At 71.0% G+C, this 15,738-nt stretch carries 15 protein-coding genes; 7 read left to right on the top strand and 8 right to left on the bottom strand.

Annotated features, from left to right (window positions below; genetic code table 11):
- Window positions 1-6: 6 nt before the first annotated feature.
- The 4 genes from WMF11_RS20955 to WMF11_RS20940 form a co-directional block, all read right to left on the bottom strand.
- Window positions 7-618 (bottom strand): D-glycero-alpha-D-manno-heptose-1,7-bisphosphate 7-phosphatase, encoded by a 612-nt coding sequence (locus WMF11_RS20955; RefSeq protein WP_437978690.1) that lies wholly within the window; start codon window positions 616-618, stop codon window positions 7-9.
- A 7-nt stretch (window positions 619-625) separates the two neighbouring features.
- Window positions 626-1,246 (bottom strand): D-sedoheptulose-7-phosphate isomerase, encoded by a 621-nt coding sequence (locus WMF11_RS20950; RefSeq protein WP_012236377.1) that lies wholly within the window; start codon window positions 1,244-1,246, stop codon window positions 626-628.
- A gap of 65 nt (window positions 1,247-1,311) precedes the next feature.
- Window positions 1,312-2,307, bottom strand: a complete 996-nt coding sequence (locus tag WMF11_RS20945; RefSeq protein ID WP_437910258.1) for a GHMP family kinase ATP-binding protein — start codon at window positions 2,305-2,307, stop codon at window positions 1,312-1,314.
- Window positions 2,304-3,050 (bottom strand): nucleotidyltransferase family protein, encoded by a 747-nt coding sequence (locus WMF11_RS20940; RefSeq protein WP_437910256.1) that lies wholly within the window; start codon window positions 3,048-3,050, stop codon window positions 2,304-2,306. The genes WMF11_RS20945 and WMF11_RS20940 overlap by 4 nt, the downstream gene beginning before the upstream one ends.
- A gap of 124 nt (window positions 3,051-3,174) precedes the next feature.
- On the opposite strand from WMF11_RS20940, the gene WMF11_RS20935 reads away from it, so the two are divergent.
- The 6 genes from WMF11_RS20935 to WMF11_RS20910 all read left to right on the top strand — a co-directional run bounded on the left by WMF11_RS20935 (window position 3,175) and on the right by WMF11_RS20910 (window position 8,052).
- On the top strand, window positions 3,175-3,447 hold the full coding sequence (locus tag WMF11_RS20935) for a hypothetical protein (protein WP_437554164.1): 273 nt from the start codon (window positions 3,175-3,177) through the stop codon (window positions 3,445-3,447).
- A gap of 344 nt (window positions 3,448-3,791) precedes the next feature.
- The gene (locus WMF11_RS20930; protein ID WP_437910252.1) at window positions 3,792-4,388 is read left to right on the top strand and encodes a hypothetical protein; all 597 of its coding nucleotides are present in this window, start codon (window positions 3,792-3,794) and stop codon (window positions 4,386-4,388) included.
- 305 nt (window positions 4,389-4,693) lie between these two features.
- Window positions 4,694-5,269, top strand: a complete 576-nt coding sequence (locus tag WMF11_RS20925) for an ATP-binding protein (RefSeq protein ID WP_437554160.1) — start codon at window positions 4,694-4,696, stop codon at window positions 5,267-5,269.
- Window positions 5,266-5,832, top strand: coding sequence for a SpoIIE family protein phosphatase (locus WMF11_RS20920; RefSeq protein ID WP_437554158.1), 567 nt, complete (start codon window positions 5,266-5,268; stop codon window positions 5,830-5,832). The genes WMF11_RS20925 and WMF11_RS20920 overlap by 4 nt, the downstream gene beginning before the upstream one ends.
- A 7-nt stretch (window positions 5,833-5,839) precedes the next feature.
- Window positions 5,840-6,406 (top strand): STAS domain-containing protein, encoded by a 567-nt coding sequence (locus WMF11_RS20915; RefSeq protein WP_437910248.1) that lies wholly within the window; start codon window positions 5,840-5,842, stop codon window positions 6,404-6,406.
- A gap of 140 nt (window positions 6,407-6,546) precedes the next feature.
- Window positions 6,547-8,052, top strand: coding sequence for an HAD-IG family 5'-nucleotidase (locus WMF11_RS20910; RefSeq protein ID WP_437554154.1), 1,506 nt, complete (start codon window positions 6,547-6,549; stop codon window positions 8,050-8,052).
- 27 nt (window positions 8,053-8,079) lie between these two features.
- Here the strand turns inward: WMF11_RS20910 and dusB are convergent, their stop codons facing one another.
- Window positions 8,080-9,081, bottom strand: a complete 1,002-nt coding sequence (gene dusB, locus WMF11_RS20905) for a tRNA dihydrouridine synthase DusB (protein WP_437978689.1) — start codon at window positions 9,079-9,081, stop codon at window positions 8,080-8,082.
- A 438-nt stretch (window positions 9,082-9,519) separates the two neighbouring features.
- Between dusB and WMF11_RS20900 the strand changes: the two genes are divergently transcribed.
- Window positions 9,520-11,175, top strand: coding sequence for a serine/threonine-protein kinase (locus WMF11_RS20900; protein WP_437554150.1), 1,656 nt, complete (start codon window positions 9,520-9,522; stop codon window positions 11,173-11,175).
- A 378-nt stretch (window positions 11,176-11,553) separates the two neighbouring features.
- On the opposite strand, the gene WMF11_RS20895 is transcribed toward WMF11_RS20900, so the two are convergent.
- The 3 genes from WMF11_RS20895 to cimA form a co-directional block, all read right to left on the bottom strand.
- Window positions 11,554-12,060: a hypothetical protein gene (locus tag WMF11_RS20895; protein WP_437978688.1), complete on the bottom strand. Its 507-nt coding sequence runs from the start codon at window positions 12,058-12,060 to the stop codon at window positions 11,554-11,556.
- Between the two features lie 936 nt (window positions 12,061-12,996).
- Window positions 12,997-14,061 (bottom strand): 3-isopropylmalate dehydrogenase, encoded by a 1,065-nt coding sequence (gene leuB / locus WMF11_RS20890; RefSeq protein ID WP_437554146.1) that lies wholly within the window; start codon window positions 14,059-14,061, stop codon window positions 12,997-12,999.
- Window positions 14,058-15,704 carry a citramalate synthase gene (cimA, locus tag WMF11_RS20885; protein ID WP_437910240.1) on the bottom strand — a complete coding sequence of 549 codons (1,647 nt, stop codon included), beginning with the start codon at window positions 15,702-15,704 and terminating at the stop codon, window positions 14,058-14,060. Before cimA ends, leuB begins: the two co-directional genes overlap by 4 nt.
- Window positions 15,705-15,738 lie beyond the last annotated feature (34 nt).

Raw genomic sequence — 15,738 nt, 5'->3', positions numbered from 1 at the left:
AGCCCGCTAGCCGCGCGGCTCGGCGAGGATCTCGGCGGCGAGGAGATCGATACGCGGCGCCGCGCGATCGGGGCAGGGGAGACCAGCCTCGCCGCGGAGCGGGCACAGCTCGCAGCGGCGTCCATCCATGACGAGGCCCGCCCGCATGCCCGCCGCGCGCGCGGCCGCCACGTCGCTCGGCGCGTCGCCGATCATCCAGCTCGCCGCGACGTCGAGATCGAGGTCGCGCGCGAGCGCCGTGAGCATGCCCGGCTTGGGCTTCCTGCAATCGCACGGGCCGATGAGCGCCGGATCGCCGCCCGGCCCGCCCTCGGGGTGGTGAGGGCACACCGCGAGCGCCGCGATCGCGACGCCGGCCTCGCGGAGGCGATCGACGAGCGCGCGGTTCGTGCGCTCGATCGCCCCCCACGGGACCTGGCCCTTCGCCGCGCCCGGCTGGTTGGTCGCGATCGCCAGCAGGAACCCCGCGTCCGCAAGGCGCCGCAGGCCCTCGATCGCGCCGGGGAGGAGGCGTATCTGATCCGGATGAAACGCCGTCACGACGACGCCGAGCTCGTGATCGCGCACCACGTCGATGAGCGTACCGTCGCGGTCGAGCAGGATCCCGCGCCTCGCCACGCGGGGCTCAGCTCTCGGCCACGAGCTGGAGGAGCCGCTCGCAGATGAGGTGGTGGTAGACCTCGTGGAAGCCCTCCACGTGCGGCGTCGACGTGTAGCCCGCCCGCGTCCTCGGCACGATCACGCTGGCGTCGGCCATCTGGCGCAGGGCGCCGCCGTCGTAGCCGACGAGCGCGACCACCTTGGCCCCCGTCTTCTTCGCGAAATCCGCGGCGGCGACGAGGTTCTGCGACCATGGGCCGGCGCGATCGGCGCCCGAGCCGCCGTGCACGCTCAGGCACACGAGCACGTCGCCCGCGACCATGCGGCCGTCGAGCTGCTCGAGGAAGATCCGGTTGAAGCCGACGTCATTGGTGAGGGCGCTGAGGAGCGCTGCGTTGTCGCAGAGCGAGGTGCACTTGAAGCGCCGCTTGCCATCGACCCACGTGAACTTGGCGATGTCGCAGGCGAGGTGGCTCGCGTTGGCCGCCGAGCCGCCGTTGCCGCACGTGTAGATGGTGCGATCGCTCCGGTACGCATCGAAGAGGATCTCGATGACGCGAGCCATGTCGTCGGGGCTCGTCGCGAGGGCGATCTCGGACGTCTCGCGGAGGTACTTTTCGACGAAGTCGTGCGTGCTCTGAGGCATAGGGCCGATCTATAGCCAGAGTCCCGCTGAAATGCCCAGCAGGAGGGGGGCGCCGGCGCGCCCGCTCACGATCGGTGCAGGTTCGCGACGATGCGCGCGCCGTCGAGATCGAAGCGGAAGCGCAGGACGCGCAGGCCCTTCGCGGCGAGCGCTTCCAGCACCCGGCGCCGCTCCGCCGGCCGGACGTAGAACATGAAGAAGCCCCCGCCGCCGGCCCCCATCAGCTTGCCGCCGAGCGCCCCAGCGCCTCGAGCGAGCTCGTAGATCTCGTCGAGGACCTCGTCGGTCATCTTGGACGCGAGCTTACGCTTCTGGGTCCAGTGGGCGTGGAGGAGCTCGCCGTAGTCGTCGAGCCTGCCCGTGACGAGGATGCGGTGCACGTCGCGGCCGATCTCCTTGATGCGGTGCATCCGCTCGACCACCGCGGGCTCCAGGTCTTGCAGCCGCCGGCCCTGCTCCGAGAGCACAATCCTGGCCGGCCTTTCGACGCCGCTCCACACGATGAGCAGGTTGCTCTCGAGCTCGTCCAGCACCTCGTCGCGGACCGGGACGGGCTCGACGTGCACCGAGCCGTCCGGAGAGAACGTGAACGCCGTGACGTTGCCGTAGGCGGCGATGTACTGGTCCTGCTTGCCGATCGGCTCTCCGAGGCGCTCGATCTCGATGGAGCAGGCCTCGCGAGCGAGCTGCTCGGACGACACGAAGTCGCGCTTGTACGTGTGCAGGGCGTTGAGGAGGGCGACCGTGAACGAGCTCGACGAGCCGAGGCCCGAGTTCGCGGGGAGATCCGCGACGCTCGTGAGCTCGATCGAGTGCTCGATTCCCAGCATCCGGAGCGCTTCCCGGAAGATCGGGTGCTCGATCGCGTCGACCGAGGGGACGATCTCGGTCTTGGAGTACGCGAGGCGGATGTCCCGGTGGAAGCGCTTGTTGGCCGTCACATAGATGTACTTGTCGATGGCGGCCGACACGAGGTAGCCGCCGAAGCGGCCGGAGTACGCGGGCAGATCGGTCCCGCCGCCGCCGAGGGAGAAGCGGACCGGGGCGCGAGAGACGATCATCCCCGCTCCTCCGTCGCGGCCGCGGTCGTGAGGGTGGCCTCGAGATCGCGGAGGCCCTGCTCCGAGCCGATCTCGTGGAAGCGCGCCGCGACCGCGAAGGCCCGGAGGAGGCCGCGCGCCGCGAGGTCGCGCTGCACCACCTCGAAGCCGAGCGGCGCGTCGGCTGGCAGCGCCTCGACGACCTCACGGCGGAGCGCGGTGGCACCGTAATCGATGTGGTCGAGCGCAGGGTCGGGCGCCGCGCCCGCGCGCCGCTTCTCGTAACGCACCACCAGGTCGCCCGAGACCGCGGCGTTCGACGCATCGAACCGACCCTCGTTCCGGTACACGGCCATCGTGCCGAGCGCGCCGGGGTGTGTGCAGAGGTCCCGGAGCGGGGCCAGGTAGTCGAAGGGGAGGTAGGAGTCGCCGTAGGTCATGAGGAACACAGGAGCCAGCTGGGGCAGCGCGCGGCGCAGCGCGCCGGCCGTGCCCAGGAGATCGGGGCCGTCGTCGGCATAATGGAGCGGCAGGCCCGCGAACCGATCGCCCATCGCCCGTCGAACGGCGTCGCCGAGGTGACCCACGCAGAGGACCACCTCACCAAAGCCCGCTGCGGCGAGCCGCTCGAGGAGCCACGCCCCGAACGGCCGCCCGGCCACGGGCAGAAGGAATTTCGGGGTGCGCTCCGTCCGGGGGCGCATCCGGGTGCCGAGTCCGCCGGCGAGGATCACGGCTTGAGGAGGTGAGGCGTCGGCGTGCACGGGGAGGGCCTACCATAGACGACGGTCGCCTTCGGGGCGTCTCCAGCGCTCCCCGCAGGCGACCGGGAGAAAAACGTCGCCACAAACTGTACGGCCGTTCAGGAGGCGGTTTACGGTGCGCGCCATGACCAACAAGGACCTCGCTCCGCATCTCCTCCGGACGCTGGTTGCCCTCCAGAGCGAGGGCAAGACGGTGAACCTCGACACATTGACCACGGCCCTTCAGGTGCGTCGGACCGACGTTCGCCGGGCGATCACCGCCCTGCACCGCGAGGGGTATCTCGACGTCCTCTGCATGCGGCTGACGCTCCGCGGGCTCGCCCTCGGCGCGGCCTTTGCGGCGTCGCAGCTCCGCCCGTTGCGCCGCGCGTCGCTCCGCGCCGTCAAGGCCGCTTGAGCATACCCACAGCGCCGCCACCCTGGCGCGGCCGTGAGCGGCGAGTCGACCTCTGCCCGAGCGCGAGGCCCATGCGTGCAGACGGAGGGGCCCGACATGATCTCTCGATGCGTTTCAGATCTTGCCAGCATTTCATTTGATAAAACGGCAAATTCACACTGGACGCGCGCGGCCCCAGCCAGGGATCCGGCGCCCGGTCGCGAGCGCCGACCGGCACAGGAACACCTGGTTTCTACGGCCGGTGCGGGCCACTGTGCGTGGAAGACGTTGACATTCCGAGGGATTCATGAGACGGCGGCAGCGTGATATCCGATGTCGAGATCGAGAATGAGATTCGTGCTTCCGTGGCCGAGTTCCTGGAGGGCCTGAGAGCGCTGGTCCGTAAGGACGTTCTCCGGACCGCTGGGCGGTACCTGCAAGTCGACATCAGCGCCGCTGGGATATCGACCGGGCCGGCCGCGACTCCCGCCAAGCCGGTCCGGAAGGGCGAGCGCGCTCCGGCGCCGAGCCGCCCGGCCGCGCCTCCCCGCAGCGCCCCGTCGCCCAAGAAGCCGACGCGCGCTGCGCCGCGCAAGAAGGCAGCCGCGCCGCGGGCGAGCGGAGGTGGCGCGCGTGCGGCCGTCGCTGCGCCGAAGTCGCGCGCCGCGCGCACCCCGGCGCCCGCCGTCACGGCCCCCGCGAAAGCCGCCGAACAGGCCGCTCCGCCGAGCCCGGTGAACCCCGCGAGCCCGGCGAGCCTGTCGTCCGGGAGCTCCGGGGACGAGATCGCCGAGGCGCTGCTCGCCCATGTGGAGATCGAGCCTGGGCAAGGGATCGACGACCTTGCGCTGGCGATGGGGACCCCTGCGGCGGAGCTCCAGGAGCCGCTCAAGAAGCTCCTTGCGGAGAACAAGATCACCGAGGAGCTGCGTCAAGGCCAGGCGTCGTACTACCCGGCCTGAGCGACCACGGTGGGCCGGTCAGCCAGGCACGAGCGTTGCTTGGAGCCGGCCGTAGGCCGTCCGGTCGGCGCGGGCACGGGCCGGTCGACGCCCTGCGCGATGCGGGTGATGGACCGAGCGAGCCCTGCTGGCGCTGTCCGGCCGGAGCTCGGCGGTTTCCGCCTCACAGCTGGCGAACCCGGCGATGCCGTCGCCGCGCACTCGACGCGGACCCGGGGCCCCGGTACCCTGCCGGTCCAGGCGCTTTCCGGATGACTCCCGCGCACGAACAGATTCTCAACGTCCTGCTCGGCTATCTCTCGGCGATGAACGCAGAGGGAGTCCTGCTCCGGGCCATGCGGGAGGCGGAGATCCAGCCCGAGGCGTTCTCGCTCGACGACCTCCCCGACATCCTTCCGAGCATCGAGCGCCGAGCCCGCCTCTATGTGGATCCGACGCGACTCGGTCGGCTCCGGTCGGAAATTTCGGCGATTGGCGGCGAACGACCTTCGCGGCGCTCGAAGGTCATGGTCATCAACGTGGAGGCCGACATCAGCGAGGCGCGCCTGAGCGCGAAGGCCGTTTGCGATGCGGCCGGCGCAAAGAGCTTCACGTCGCACAAGGTCGCGACCATCGTCAGCGAGCTCGCGCGAAATATCGTCCACTATACCCCTGGCGGGACGATCGAACTCGCGGTGCAGCGCGACAGCCCGGTCCGCTTCCTCATCGTCGCCGTGGATGAGGGTGCAGGCATCCAGAACCTGCAGGAGATCCTCGCCGGGCGCTACAAGAGCAAGACCGGTATGGGGCGCGGCATCATCGGGGTCAAGCGGCTGGCCGATCGCTTTCATATCGACTCGGGGCCGAAGGGCACGCGGGTGGAGATCGAGGTCCACCTGTGAAGCTCTCCGTGGAGTACGCGATCCTCCCCAAGGACGGAGAGCTCGTGAGCGGCGACGCCGCGTTCGTGCGGGCCGGGGAAGACGGCGTCCTCTTCGCGGTCATCGACGCCCTCGGCCACGGCGAGCACGCGGCGGCCGCGGCGAACGTCGCGCTCAAGACGCTCGCCGACGCGCCGAGCGGCGAGGACGTCCGCGCCCTCATCGATCGTCTCCACGTGCGGCTCCGCGGCACCCGCGGCGCCGCCGGCATGATCTGTCGCTTCCGGGAGGGGCGGCTCCAGGGCTGCGGCATCGGCAACGTCGAGCTGATGTCGTACGGCACGCGCGTGCAGTGGCTCCAGAGCCCGGGCATCCTCGGCGCATCGCTCAGCAAGGTCCGGATCTTCGATGCGCAGCTCGCGCGGGGCGACCGGCTCGTCGTGTTCACCGACGGGGTGTCCCCTCGCTTCGATCTATCGCTGTTTCGTGGAATGAAGGCCGCGGATGCCTGCCGCGCCCTCATGAGCCGACACCGGCGCTCGCACGATGACTCAACGGTCTTGATCGCCGACATCGAACCTTAGGATGACCATGGAGCTCAAGCGCCTTCCCATCATCAACCTGTGGGACCGGATCCTGGTGCCCATCCAGGGGGACGTGACCGATGACCTCGCGGAGCAGCTGAACACCGAGGTGCTGCGGGCCATCCACGAGAGCGGCGCGAAGGGGCTGGTCATCGATCTCACGGCCGTCTGGATCATGGATAGCCACCTGTGCGCGGTGCTCTCGAACCTGGCCTCCGCCGCGCGGCTCATGGGCACACCGACCATCCTGTCCGGGCTGAGCCCCGAGATAGCGATGACGCTCCAGGCCATGGGGGTCGAGCTCGAGGCCGTGAAGACGGCGCTGACGCTCGAGCAGGCGCTCACGATGCTCGGGCTCGAGGTGCGCCGGGCCGAGGCGCGCGACGAGGACGACGACGACGAGGACGACGACGACCTGTTCGACGACGAGGACGAGGAAGACGAGGAAGACGACGGGTGGGAGGCGGACGACCGCGGCGACTCCCGCCGAGCGCCGACGAACGGGCGGTCCGCGCGGCCCACGACGAGCATCGATCGGCGGCAGAGCGCGAAGAGCCGGCTCAGGCGCCGCTGAGGACGCGCGTGCGCGTGCGCGTCTACGACGACATCGACACGCCGAACGCGCCCTCCTGACGGCGGGGTGACGGTGATTGTCCGGGTGGGCAACGCCGTGGGTCCCTGGTATGCCTCACGACCGCTCTCCGGGCGATCACCATGGACAAGCTGGATTGCCTCGCCGCCCCGCCGCCCAAGCAGCGGGGGATCTTCTGCAACCGGACGCTGAATCTCCGTTCGATCAAGGCGATCGGATACGACATGGATTACACGCTGATCCACTACCGTGTGGAGGCGTGGGAGCGTCGGGCCTATGAGCACCTCCGGCATCTCCTGGAGAGCGAGGGCTGGCCGGTCGGGGACCTGACGTTCGAGCCGGACCTCGTGATCCGAGGGCTCATCCTGGACACCGAGCTCGGCAATCTGCTCAAGGTGAATCGGTTCGGCTACGTGAAGCGGGCCTTCCACGGCACGAAGCCGATCGACTTCGAGACCCAGCGCGCGACCTACGCGCGGACGATCGTCGACCTTGCGGACGGGCGCTACGTCTTCCTGAACACGCTCTTCTCGCTGTCGGAGGGGTGCATGTACGCGAAGCTGGTCGATCTGCTCGATCAGCGCCGGCTGCCCGAGGTGCTCGGCTACAGCGACCTCTATCGCCGCGTGAAGGATCGCCTCGACGCGACGCACATGGAGGGGCAGCTGAAGGCCGAGATCATCGGGGATCCGGAGCGGTTCGTGCTGCTCGATCCGGAGATCCCGCTCACGCTGCTCGACCAGCGGGAGGCGGGCAAGAAGCTCGTCCTGATCACGAACTCGGAGTGGGTCTACACGCGCGCGATGATGAGCTACGCGTTCGACCGCTTCCTGCCGGGGGGCATGACGTGGCGCGACCTGTTCGACGTGGTCATCGTCTCCGCGCGGAAGCCGGAGTTCTTCTCGAGCCGCAGCCCGCTCTTCGAGGTGGTCACGGAGGATGGCCTCCTGCGCCCGGCCGGCCGGTTGCGCGTGGGCGGGCACTACCTGGGCGGCAACGCGGGGCTCGTCGAGCACCACCTGGGGCTGTCCGGCGACGAGATCCTCTACATCGGCGATCACATCTATGGGGATGTGCATGTGTCGAAGAGCGCGTTGCGGTGGCGGACGGCGCTCATCATCCGGGAGCTCGAGGACGAGATCCTCGCGATCGAGGAGGCGCGCGGGGCCGAGGCGCGCCTCGATCTCTGGATGCGGGAGAAGGAGGACGCGGAGCGCGTCTATGCCAGGCTGCGCCTGGAGCTCCAGCGGATGCGCGCCGGCTACGGGCCGGTGGCCGGGGCGACGGAGGGCGAGATCCAGGCGAAGATGAACGAGCTCAAGGCGAGCCTCGCGGCGCTCGACGCGCGGATCGCGCCGCTCGCGAAGGCGTCGGCCGAGACGTTGAACCCGAGGTGGGGGCTGCTCCTCCGCACGGGCAACGACAAGAGCCACCTGGCCCGGCAGATCGAGCGCTCGGCGGACATCTACACGTCCCGCGTCTCCAATTTCCTCCTGGCGACGCCTCACGTGCTGCTCCGCTCGCACCGCGGGAGCCTGCCGCACGATCCCATGGGCGCGCCGCCGGGCGCCGAGCGGCAGAACGGCGAGCCCGCGCCGGTCGACGACGCGACGCCCGTGGGCATGTAGGCGGCGCCGCCGCCGGCCTGCCACGCCTCAGGCTGCCGCGCCGCAGGCCGCGAGCCGCTGCGCGGCGCTGTCGAGGATGTCGAGGCACCCCGACAGGCTGTCGCAGAAGAGCAGCTCGCGCCGGAGGGCCGACGCGCCGGGGAGGCCGCGGAGATAGCCGGTCAGGTGGCGCCGGGTCACGCGCACGCCGTGCGGCTCGCCGCGCGCCTCGGTGTTCGCGATGAGGTGCGCGCGGCACAGGGCGAGCCGCTCCTCGGCCGTCGGCGGCGGGAGGTGCACGCCATCGTCGAGGAGGGCACGGGCCTCGCGGAAGATCCAGGGGTGGTCGATGGCGGCGCGGCCGACCATCACGCCGGCGCAGCCCGTCTCGCGGAGGGCGCGGGCCGCGTCGTCGGCGGTCTTGATGTCGCCGTTCACCACGACAGGGATGGACACGACCTCGCGCGCCCGGGCGGCCCAGCTCCAGTCGGCAGCGCCGCTGTGCCCCATCTGGGCCGTGCGGCAGTGGATCGTGAGCGCGGCGACGCCGGTGTCCTCGAGGCGCCGCGCGAGGTCGACGATCGGCATATGGGACTCCGGTCCCCAGCCGATGCGCGTCTTCACGGTGACCGGGAGCGCGACCGAGCGCGTCACGAGGCGGGCCATCGCCACCATCGCCTCCGGATCGCGGAGCCAGCCCGCGCCCGCGCCTCGTCCGGCGATCTTCGGCACCCAGCAGCCGCAGTTGATATCCAGGAACGCCGGTCCGGCCTGCTCGGCGACGCGCGCGGCCTCGGCGAGGCGCTCCGGGTTGGCCCCGTAGATCTGGATCGCCGTCGGCTGGTCGCCGTCGGCCAGGTCGAGCTTGCGCCGCGCGGTCTTGCACCCGCGCAGCAGCCCCTCGACATTGACGAACTCCGTCACGCACAGCTCGGCGCCGAGCTCCCGGCCGATGCGGCGGAACACGGCGTCCGTCACGTCCTCCATGGGCGCGAGAACGACGGGGCGGCTTGCGAACAGCCGGCGAAAGCTTTCGGGCGAGAGCGGCACAGTGGCGAGCTTTCAAGCATGGATCCGGCCGGTTGACCAGGGCGACCGCCGCGGCCCGAGGCGTAAGGGGCCCGCTGAGCTCGAGCCCGCGGCGCCGAGGCGCGAGCGGCGCCTTTCGCCTGACCGGCGCCGCGGGCCGGCGGCCAAGGCGACGAGCGAGACCCGAAGCCCCAGCCGTCCCGGTCACCTCGCCGCGCCTCGGCGTGCCGCCACGCCGCTCCCCCGAGGCGCTGACAGGATTCATGACCTCACGGGCATGTGTGTGCACGGCGGACGAACACGGCATGTGGGGCGGCGAACGGTCATGTTGGTACGACATCCGGGGTGGGAGACGGCGGGCAGCGCAGCCCGGCATCGTGGCCGAGGAAACCTGCCGCACGAGAAGCCAACAACGCTCGCTTGACGTTCGGCGTGGCTCTGGCGACCCTCGAGATTGCCATGAAGCGTGCGCTGCTCCGAGAGGCTCTCCGCGCTGAGCGCTCGGCCGCGGCGCGCACGCTCAGAGAGCGCGAGACTCGCCCGCTCGGCACGCGGCGCACCGCCCCGGGCGCCCACGACACGGAGAGCGTCCGGCGCGCGGTCCGGCGCGCTTTCCGGGTCGCGCTCTGGATATGGCCGGCGTTCACGCTTGTCGACGTGTTCATGGCGACCGTGCTGTACCCCGCGGCGCCGGTGTGGCGCTGCATCGTCCTGCGCGTCGTCGAGCAGGCGCTCTCCCTCGCCGTGTACCGGCTCTCGGGGCGCCCGACGCTCTCGGGGCGCGTCGTGCTCCTCGGGTACGAGGCCGCGTTCCTCACCGCCGCGATCTTCATCTCGCTGATGGCGCTCGATTTCGGCGGCCTGACGAGCGCGTACATGCACGGGCTCTCCATCGTCGTGCTGCTCCGCACGGCGCTCGTGCCCGCGCCGTTCAGCAAGGCGCTCCTCGCCTCTGCGACGATGTTCCTCGCCTTCCCGGCGACCATGGGCATCGCCGCGATCTTCTCCCCGTCCATCCAGGCGGCGTGGCTCGATCCGACGACGCTGCTCACGGCCGCGAGCCATTACATCTTCGTCCCTGCCTCGGGGGTGATCGGGGCGCTGTCGAGCCACGTCGTGTGGGCCGCGCAGCAGCAGGTCTATCAGGCGCGCAAGCTGGGCAGGTACCGACTCGAGGCGCCGATCGGCAAAGGGGGGATGAGCGAGGTCTGGCTCGCGTGGGACGAGACGCTCCACCGCGACGTCGCCCTCAAGCTCCTGAGGACGCGGGACGCGCCGGACCCGGCGGTGCCGAAGCGCTTCGAGCAAGAGGCGCACGCGGCGAGCAAGCTCAGCGATCCTCACACCATCCGGATCTTCGACTTCGGAGCGAGCGACGACGGCATCTACTACATCGCCATGGAGCACCTGCGCGGGGCCGATCTCGCCGCGATCGTGCGCAGCTACGGCCCCATGCCCGTGGCGCGCGCCCTGCGCTTCGCCCTGCAGGCCTGCCGCTCGCTCATCGAGGCGCACGAGGCCGGGATCATCCACCGGGACATCAAGCCGCAGAACCTCTTCGTCACCCGCGTTGGCGACGATCACGACTTCCTCAAGCTGCTCGACTTCGGCGTCGCGCGGATGGTCGAGGGCGGCCGCGACGCCGAGCTCACGAACAGCGGCATGCTCTGCGGGACGCCCGCCTACATGGCACCGGAGGTGTGTCGCGGCGATCGGGCGGATGCGCGCAGCGACATCTACTCGCTCGGGGGCACGCTCTACTTCCTGCTCACCGGGGAACTGCCGTTCGAGGGCTCGTCGTCGGGGCAGCTCTTCGCCGCCCACATGACGAAGGCGCCCCTCGCGCCGTCGGTGCGGCGCGGCCCGACCGTCCCTCGCGCGGTCGACCGCCTCGTCCTGCGGTGCCTCGCCAAGGACCCGCGCCACCGTTTCCAGAGCGCGCGGGCGCTGTCGGATGCGCTCCTCCCGCTGCTCGACGAGTCTGCCTGGACCGCGGCCGACGCGGAGCGCTTCTGGGTGACCGAGCGCGCGGAGAAGCTCGGCCGCCCGGAAGCGCCGCCCGAGCGCCCCACCGCGGCGCGCGGGGGCTCGACGCGGACGGCCTCCGCTCGATAGAGCCAGCGCGCCGTCGCGCCGCGCGCGCGGCCTCCTATCTCACCTGCATGGGGGGCACGTGGTGGTGCTACACGACGACTCGCTTCCTCGTGAGCCGCGTCCCGAGCCTCGCCGAGGCCGACGCCTGATCCCGGGTGCCCCGGGACCGCTCGCAGACCCGTGCGGGCGATCCAGGGGCACCGCGGTGGCGGTCGAGACCCCCTCCGCGGCCGCGTGAGGGAGCCTCGACCCGTCAAGGGGGCCCGAAGCGTCATCGTCCGCTCATGACCCCTTGCCAGCGTCTGCCGTGGCGAGGACCGAGCCGCGGCGGCGCCGCACCAGGGGCGCGAAGCGGGCGTCAGCAGGGCCTTCTCAAGCGAACCGTGCTAGCGCGGCGTCCTACCAGCCGCAGCCGCCGCCCCAGCCGCCCCAGCCGCCCCAGGGCCGGAAGCCCCAGCCGCCCCAGCCCCAGGGCCGGAAGCCCCAGCCGCCGCCCCAGCCCCAGGGCCGGAAGCCCCAGCCGCCGCCCCAGCCCCAGCCGGGCCGACCCCAACCCCAGCCGCCGCCCCACCAGCGCGCCGCATCGGGCTTCTCGCCGACGCCCTCCTCGCCAGTCGGGGTCGCCGAGCCGGGGTCCACGGCGCCGACATCGGGCGCGCCGGGGGCCGGCGCGCTGGCGCTTGCTGCGCTGGGGTCCGTGGCACTCTCGTCCATCGCCGGATTCGCGGTCGACTCCTGATCAGCGGAATCCGTCTCTTCGGCCTGGAACGCCTGCTTCGCCTCGTCGGTCTCGCTCATCACGTCGTCGGTGGGCGCGCCCGACGTCGTCGCCTCGGCCATGCAACCGGCCGCGGAGAGGGCCGTCGAGAGGGCGATGAGCGATGCGAACTTCGTCAATTGGCTCATGTTCCCGTTCTCCTGTGCACATCAATCCATGTCGAATGGAGTCATCGCCCGTCATGGCGACGAGCTTTGACACGCGGGGACCTGAGATCCCCCGCCGCACGATCATGTGTGGTGTTCGGGAGGTGATGTCGATTACCGCAGAAAGGACACCTGAGACACCATGGACGCTTTCTGCGGGGCCGTGCGCGCCGCGAGGGAAGCGTCACGCGCTCCTTCCGGGAGGGAGCGAGCCGCGGCCGCTCGAGAGAGCGCAAGCCGCGGCTGCGCGGCGCTCGCCGGCCTCCCACGTGCTCCGGGGGCTGCGCGCGCTCTTCGCAGATGCAGGGCGCCGGACGCGGCGCCGTCGCTCTGGTTGGCCAGCGCGGAGGAGCGCGAGCGCGCCGGACTGCGATGCTGGCGAGGACCGGGCGCGGGAAGGCCTGTCCTTATGAGGCTTCGGGAGCGGTGCCTCGAATGCGAACAGCTCGATCAACGGAGATGAATCGGATGGAGCGGAGCACCCGGGCGTCGGCCGCGATCGTGGCGTCCCGCGGCGCAGGATGCTTCATGAAGGCGCGCGCGATCGTGTCGTTCGCCAGGATCTCCAGCGTGGAGCGGGATGGGGGGAGATCCACGCGATTGCGTCTCCTGAGCCCATGCTCCCGCGGTTCGACCAGAGATCGTCAGGGCCACCCTCGGACCCGTCCACGACACATATCGTCCCGTCCTGGTCGATGGCCGGAGGCGAAGAGCGATGGATTCGAGCGAGGAAAGCGGTGGACTGGACAGCCTGGGAGCAACGCGTAGGAGCGGCCCGCGAAGGGGCCTTGTGTCCACGCGTCGATGGCCGTGCAGGGAAGGGGGCGAGAAGAGCGCGATCGCGCCGTCGAGCGCGCCGTAGATCGCGCGCGGCGAGCCCCGGTGAGGGGCTCGCCCGAGGCCGCCTGGAGGGGGCGCTCAGCCCGCGAGCTTCGCGCGGACCGCCTCGCCCATCCCCTGGGTCGACAGCTTGCCGCCGAGGTCCGCCGTCCGTGCGCCGCCGGCGATGGCTTGCGCCACCGCGCGCTCGAGCACGGCCGCCTCCTTGTCGAGCCGCAGCGAGTGCCGGAGCAGCATCGCGGCGCTCAAGATCGTCCCGATCGGGTTGGCGAGCCCCTTGCCGGCGATGTCGGGCGCCGAGCCATGGATCGGCTCGTAGACCCCGCGCGTCCCATCGCCCAGCGACGCGCTCGGGCAGAGCCCCAGCGAGCCGGCGAGCACGGCGGCCTCGTCGGTCAGGATGTCGCCGAACATGTTCTCGGTGACGATGACGTCGAACGCCGCGGCCGCGGTGATGAGCCGCATCGCGCACGAGTCGACGAGCTGGTGCTCGATGCGGATCTCCGGGTGGCGGGCGGCGACCTCGGTCGCCACCGTGCGCCAGAGCCGCGACGACTCGAGGACGTTCGCCTTGTCGACGGACGTGACGAGGCGCCTGCGCGACGACGCGAGGCGGAACGCGAGCTCGACGACGCGCTGGATCTCCTCGTCCGTGTACTCGAGCGTGTCGACCGCGCGCCGGCGCCCGTTCACCTCCTCGCGGAGGCGCGGCTTGCCGAAGTAGAGCCCGCCCGTCAGCTCACGGACGACCAGGATGTCGACGTCCGCGAGCCGCTCTGCCTTGAGGGGAGAGGCCTGGATGAGCTCGGGGAACAGGCGGATCGGCCGCAGGTTGGCGTACAGGCCGAGCCCCTGGCGCAGCGCGAGCAGCCCCTGCTCGGGGCGGACGCTCGCGCTCGGGTTGTCCCACTTGGGGCCGCCGACGGCGCCGAGCAGGACGGCGTCCGCCGCGCGGCACGCGTCGAGCGTCTCCTGCGTCAGCGCCGTGCCGGTCGCGTCGATGGCGCACCCGCCGATGAGGTGCTCCGAGTAGCTGAAGCTGTGGCCGAACTGGGCGGCGACAGCGTCGAGGGTGGCGCGGGTTTCGGCGACCACTTCGACGCCGATGCCGTCGCCGGGCAAAAGAACGATATTGGCCTTCATGCGACCTCGCTGGCAGGCAACGTGGATGTGTACTGCTGTGGCTCTCTCGCTGCGAGCGTGAGCCCATACTCGATCCCGTCCGCGAGCGCATGCCAGGACGCATCGATGATGTTCGTCGACGCGCCGACGGTGCTCCACTGGCGGTGCGCGTCGCGGCTGTTGATGAGCACGCGCGTCGTGGCTGAGGTGCCGTCGCGCCCGTCGAGGATACGCACCTTGTAGTCGACGAGCTGGATGTCACGCACGGCCGGGAACACGGGCGCGAGCGCCTTGCGGAGCGCGCCGTCGAGCGCGTTGACAGGGCCGGACCCCTCGGCCGCCGTGATCACCACCTCGTCGTCGACCGCGATCTTGATCATCGCCTCGGCGAAGGTGCCGACGCCCTCGCGCTGGCCCGCGATGACCTTGAAGTCGAGCAGCCGGAACGGCGGCTTGTAGCCCGGCGCGCTCCGGCGGAGCAGCAGCGCGACGGACGCCTCGGCCGCCTCGAACGACGAGCCGCGCGCCTCGCGCTCCTTGATCTGCTCCAGCACCTCGACCTCGGCGCCCGTCGGCACCTCGAGCCCGAACTCCTCGGCCTTGCTGAGGAGGTTGCCGCGGCCCGACAGCTCGCTGACCACGGTCCGCATCGCGTTGCCGACGAGCGCGGGATCGATGTGCTGGTAGGACGCAGGCTCGCGCCGCATCGCCGCGACGTGCACGCCGCCCTTGTGCGCGAAGGCGCTCCGCCCGACGTAGGCCATGTGATCGTCGGGGGAGAGGTTCGCCACCTCGGCGACGTAGTGCGAGAGCTCGGTGAGCCCGCGGAGCGCCCCGTCCGGGAGCGCCCGGAGGTCGAGCTTCAGCTCCAGGTTCGGGATGATCGCGCAGAGGTTCGCGTTCCCGCAGCGCTCGCCGTAGCCGTTGATGGTGCCCTGGACGTGGCGGGCGCCCGCGCGCACGGCGGCGATCGAGTTGGCGACCGCGCACTCGCCGTCGTTGTGGGCGTGGATGCCGAGCGGGTGGCCCAGCGCCGCCTTCATCTCGGCCACGATCGCCTCGATCTGCCAGGGCATCGAGCCGCCGTTCGTGTCGCAGAGCGTGACCACCTCCGCCCCGCCGCGCACGGCGGCGCGCAGCGTCTCGGTCGCGTACGACCGGTCGAGCGCGAACCCGTCGAAGAAGTGCTCGGCGTCGTAGATCACGCGGCGGCCGTGCGCGCGCAGGAAGGCGATGGTCTCCTCGATCATCCGGAGGTTCTCGTCGAGCGTCGTGCGCAGCACCGCCGTCACGTGCTGGACCGAGCTCTTGCCGAAGATCGTGCAGACGCTCGTCCCGGCGGCGAGCAGCGCGCGCAGCCCGGGGTCGTCCTCGGGGGCCAGCGAGGCCCGGCGCGTCGAGCCGAACGCGGCGATCTTCGCGTGCTTCCACTCGATGTCCTTCGCCCGCTCGAAGAACTGCGCGTCCTTCGGGTTCGAGCCGGGCCACCCGCCCTCGATGAAGGCCAGGCCGAACGCGTCGAGGTGGCGCGCGATGTGCAGCTTGTCCTCGCACGCGAGCGAGATGCCCTCGCGCTGGGTGCCGTCCCGTAGCGTTGTGTCGTAGACGTCGACGCGGTCCGAGGGGCGGGCGCCCTGCTCCGCGCCGTTATGAGGCGGATTCATAAGGTTCGACTTCCTTGTGCAGCGAGATCGGGTC

It is taken from the genome of Sorangium sp. So ce295 (assembly GCF_051527405.1).
Classification (GTDB): domain Bacteria; phylum Myxococcota_A; class Polyangia; order Polyangiales; family Polyangiaceae; genus Sorangium; species Sorangium cellulosum_B.
This window is presented reverse-complemented; position numbering and strand designations above follow the sequence as displayed.

Bases quoted from the DNA above. Each gene is read 5' to 3' on its own strand.
- WMF11_RS20945 (WP_437910258.1), bottom strand. From the start codon at position 2,307: ATGATCGTCTCTCGCGCCCCGGTCCGCTTCTCCCTCGGCGGCGGCGGG.
- WMF11_RS20895 (WP_437978688.1), bottom strand. From the start codon at position 12,060: ATGAGCCAATTGACGAAGTTCGCATCGCTCATCGCCCTCTCGACGGCC.
- WMF11_RS20915 (WP_437910248.1), top strand. From the start codon at position 5,840: ATGGAGCTCAAGCGCCTTCCCATCATCAACCTGTGGGACCGGATCCTG.
- WMF11_RS20950 (WP_012236377.1), bottom strand. From the start codon at position 1,246: ATGCCTCAGAGCACGCACGACTTCGTCGAAAAGTACCTCCGCGAGACG.
- WMF11_RS20900 (WP_437554150.1), top strand. From the start codon at position 9,520: ATGAAGCGTGCGCTGCTCCGAGAGGCTCTCCGCGCTGAGCGCTCGGCC.
- leuB (WP_437554146.1), bottom strand. From the start codon at position 14,061: ATGAAGGCCAATATCGTTCTTTTGCCCGGCGACGGCATCGGCGTCGAA.
- WMF11_RS20925 (WP_437554160.1), top strand. From the start codon at position 4,694: ATGAACGCAGAGGGAGTCCTGCTCCGGGCCATGCGGGAGGCGGAGATC.
- WMF11_RS20910 (WP_437554154.1), top strand. From the start codon at position 6,547: ATGGACAAGCTGGATTGCCTCGCCGCCCCGCCGCCCAAGCAGCGGGGG.
- WMF11_RS20935 (WP_437554164.1), top strand. From the start codon at position 3,175: ATGACCAACAAGGACCTCGCTCCGCATCTCCTCCGGACGCTGGTTGCC.
- cimA (WP_437910240.1), bottom strand. From the start codon at position 15,704: ATGAATCCGCCTCATAACGGCGCGGAGCAGGGCGCCCGCCCCTCGGAC.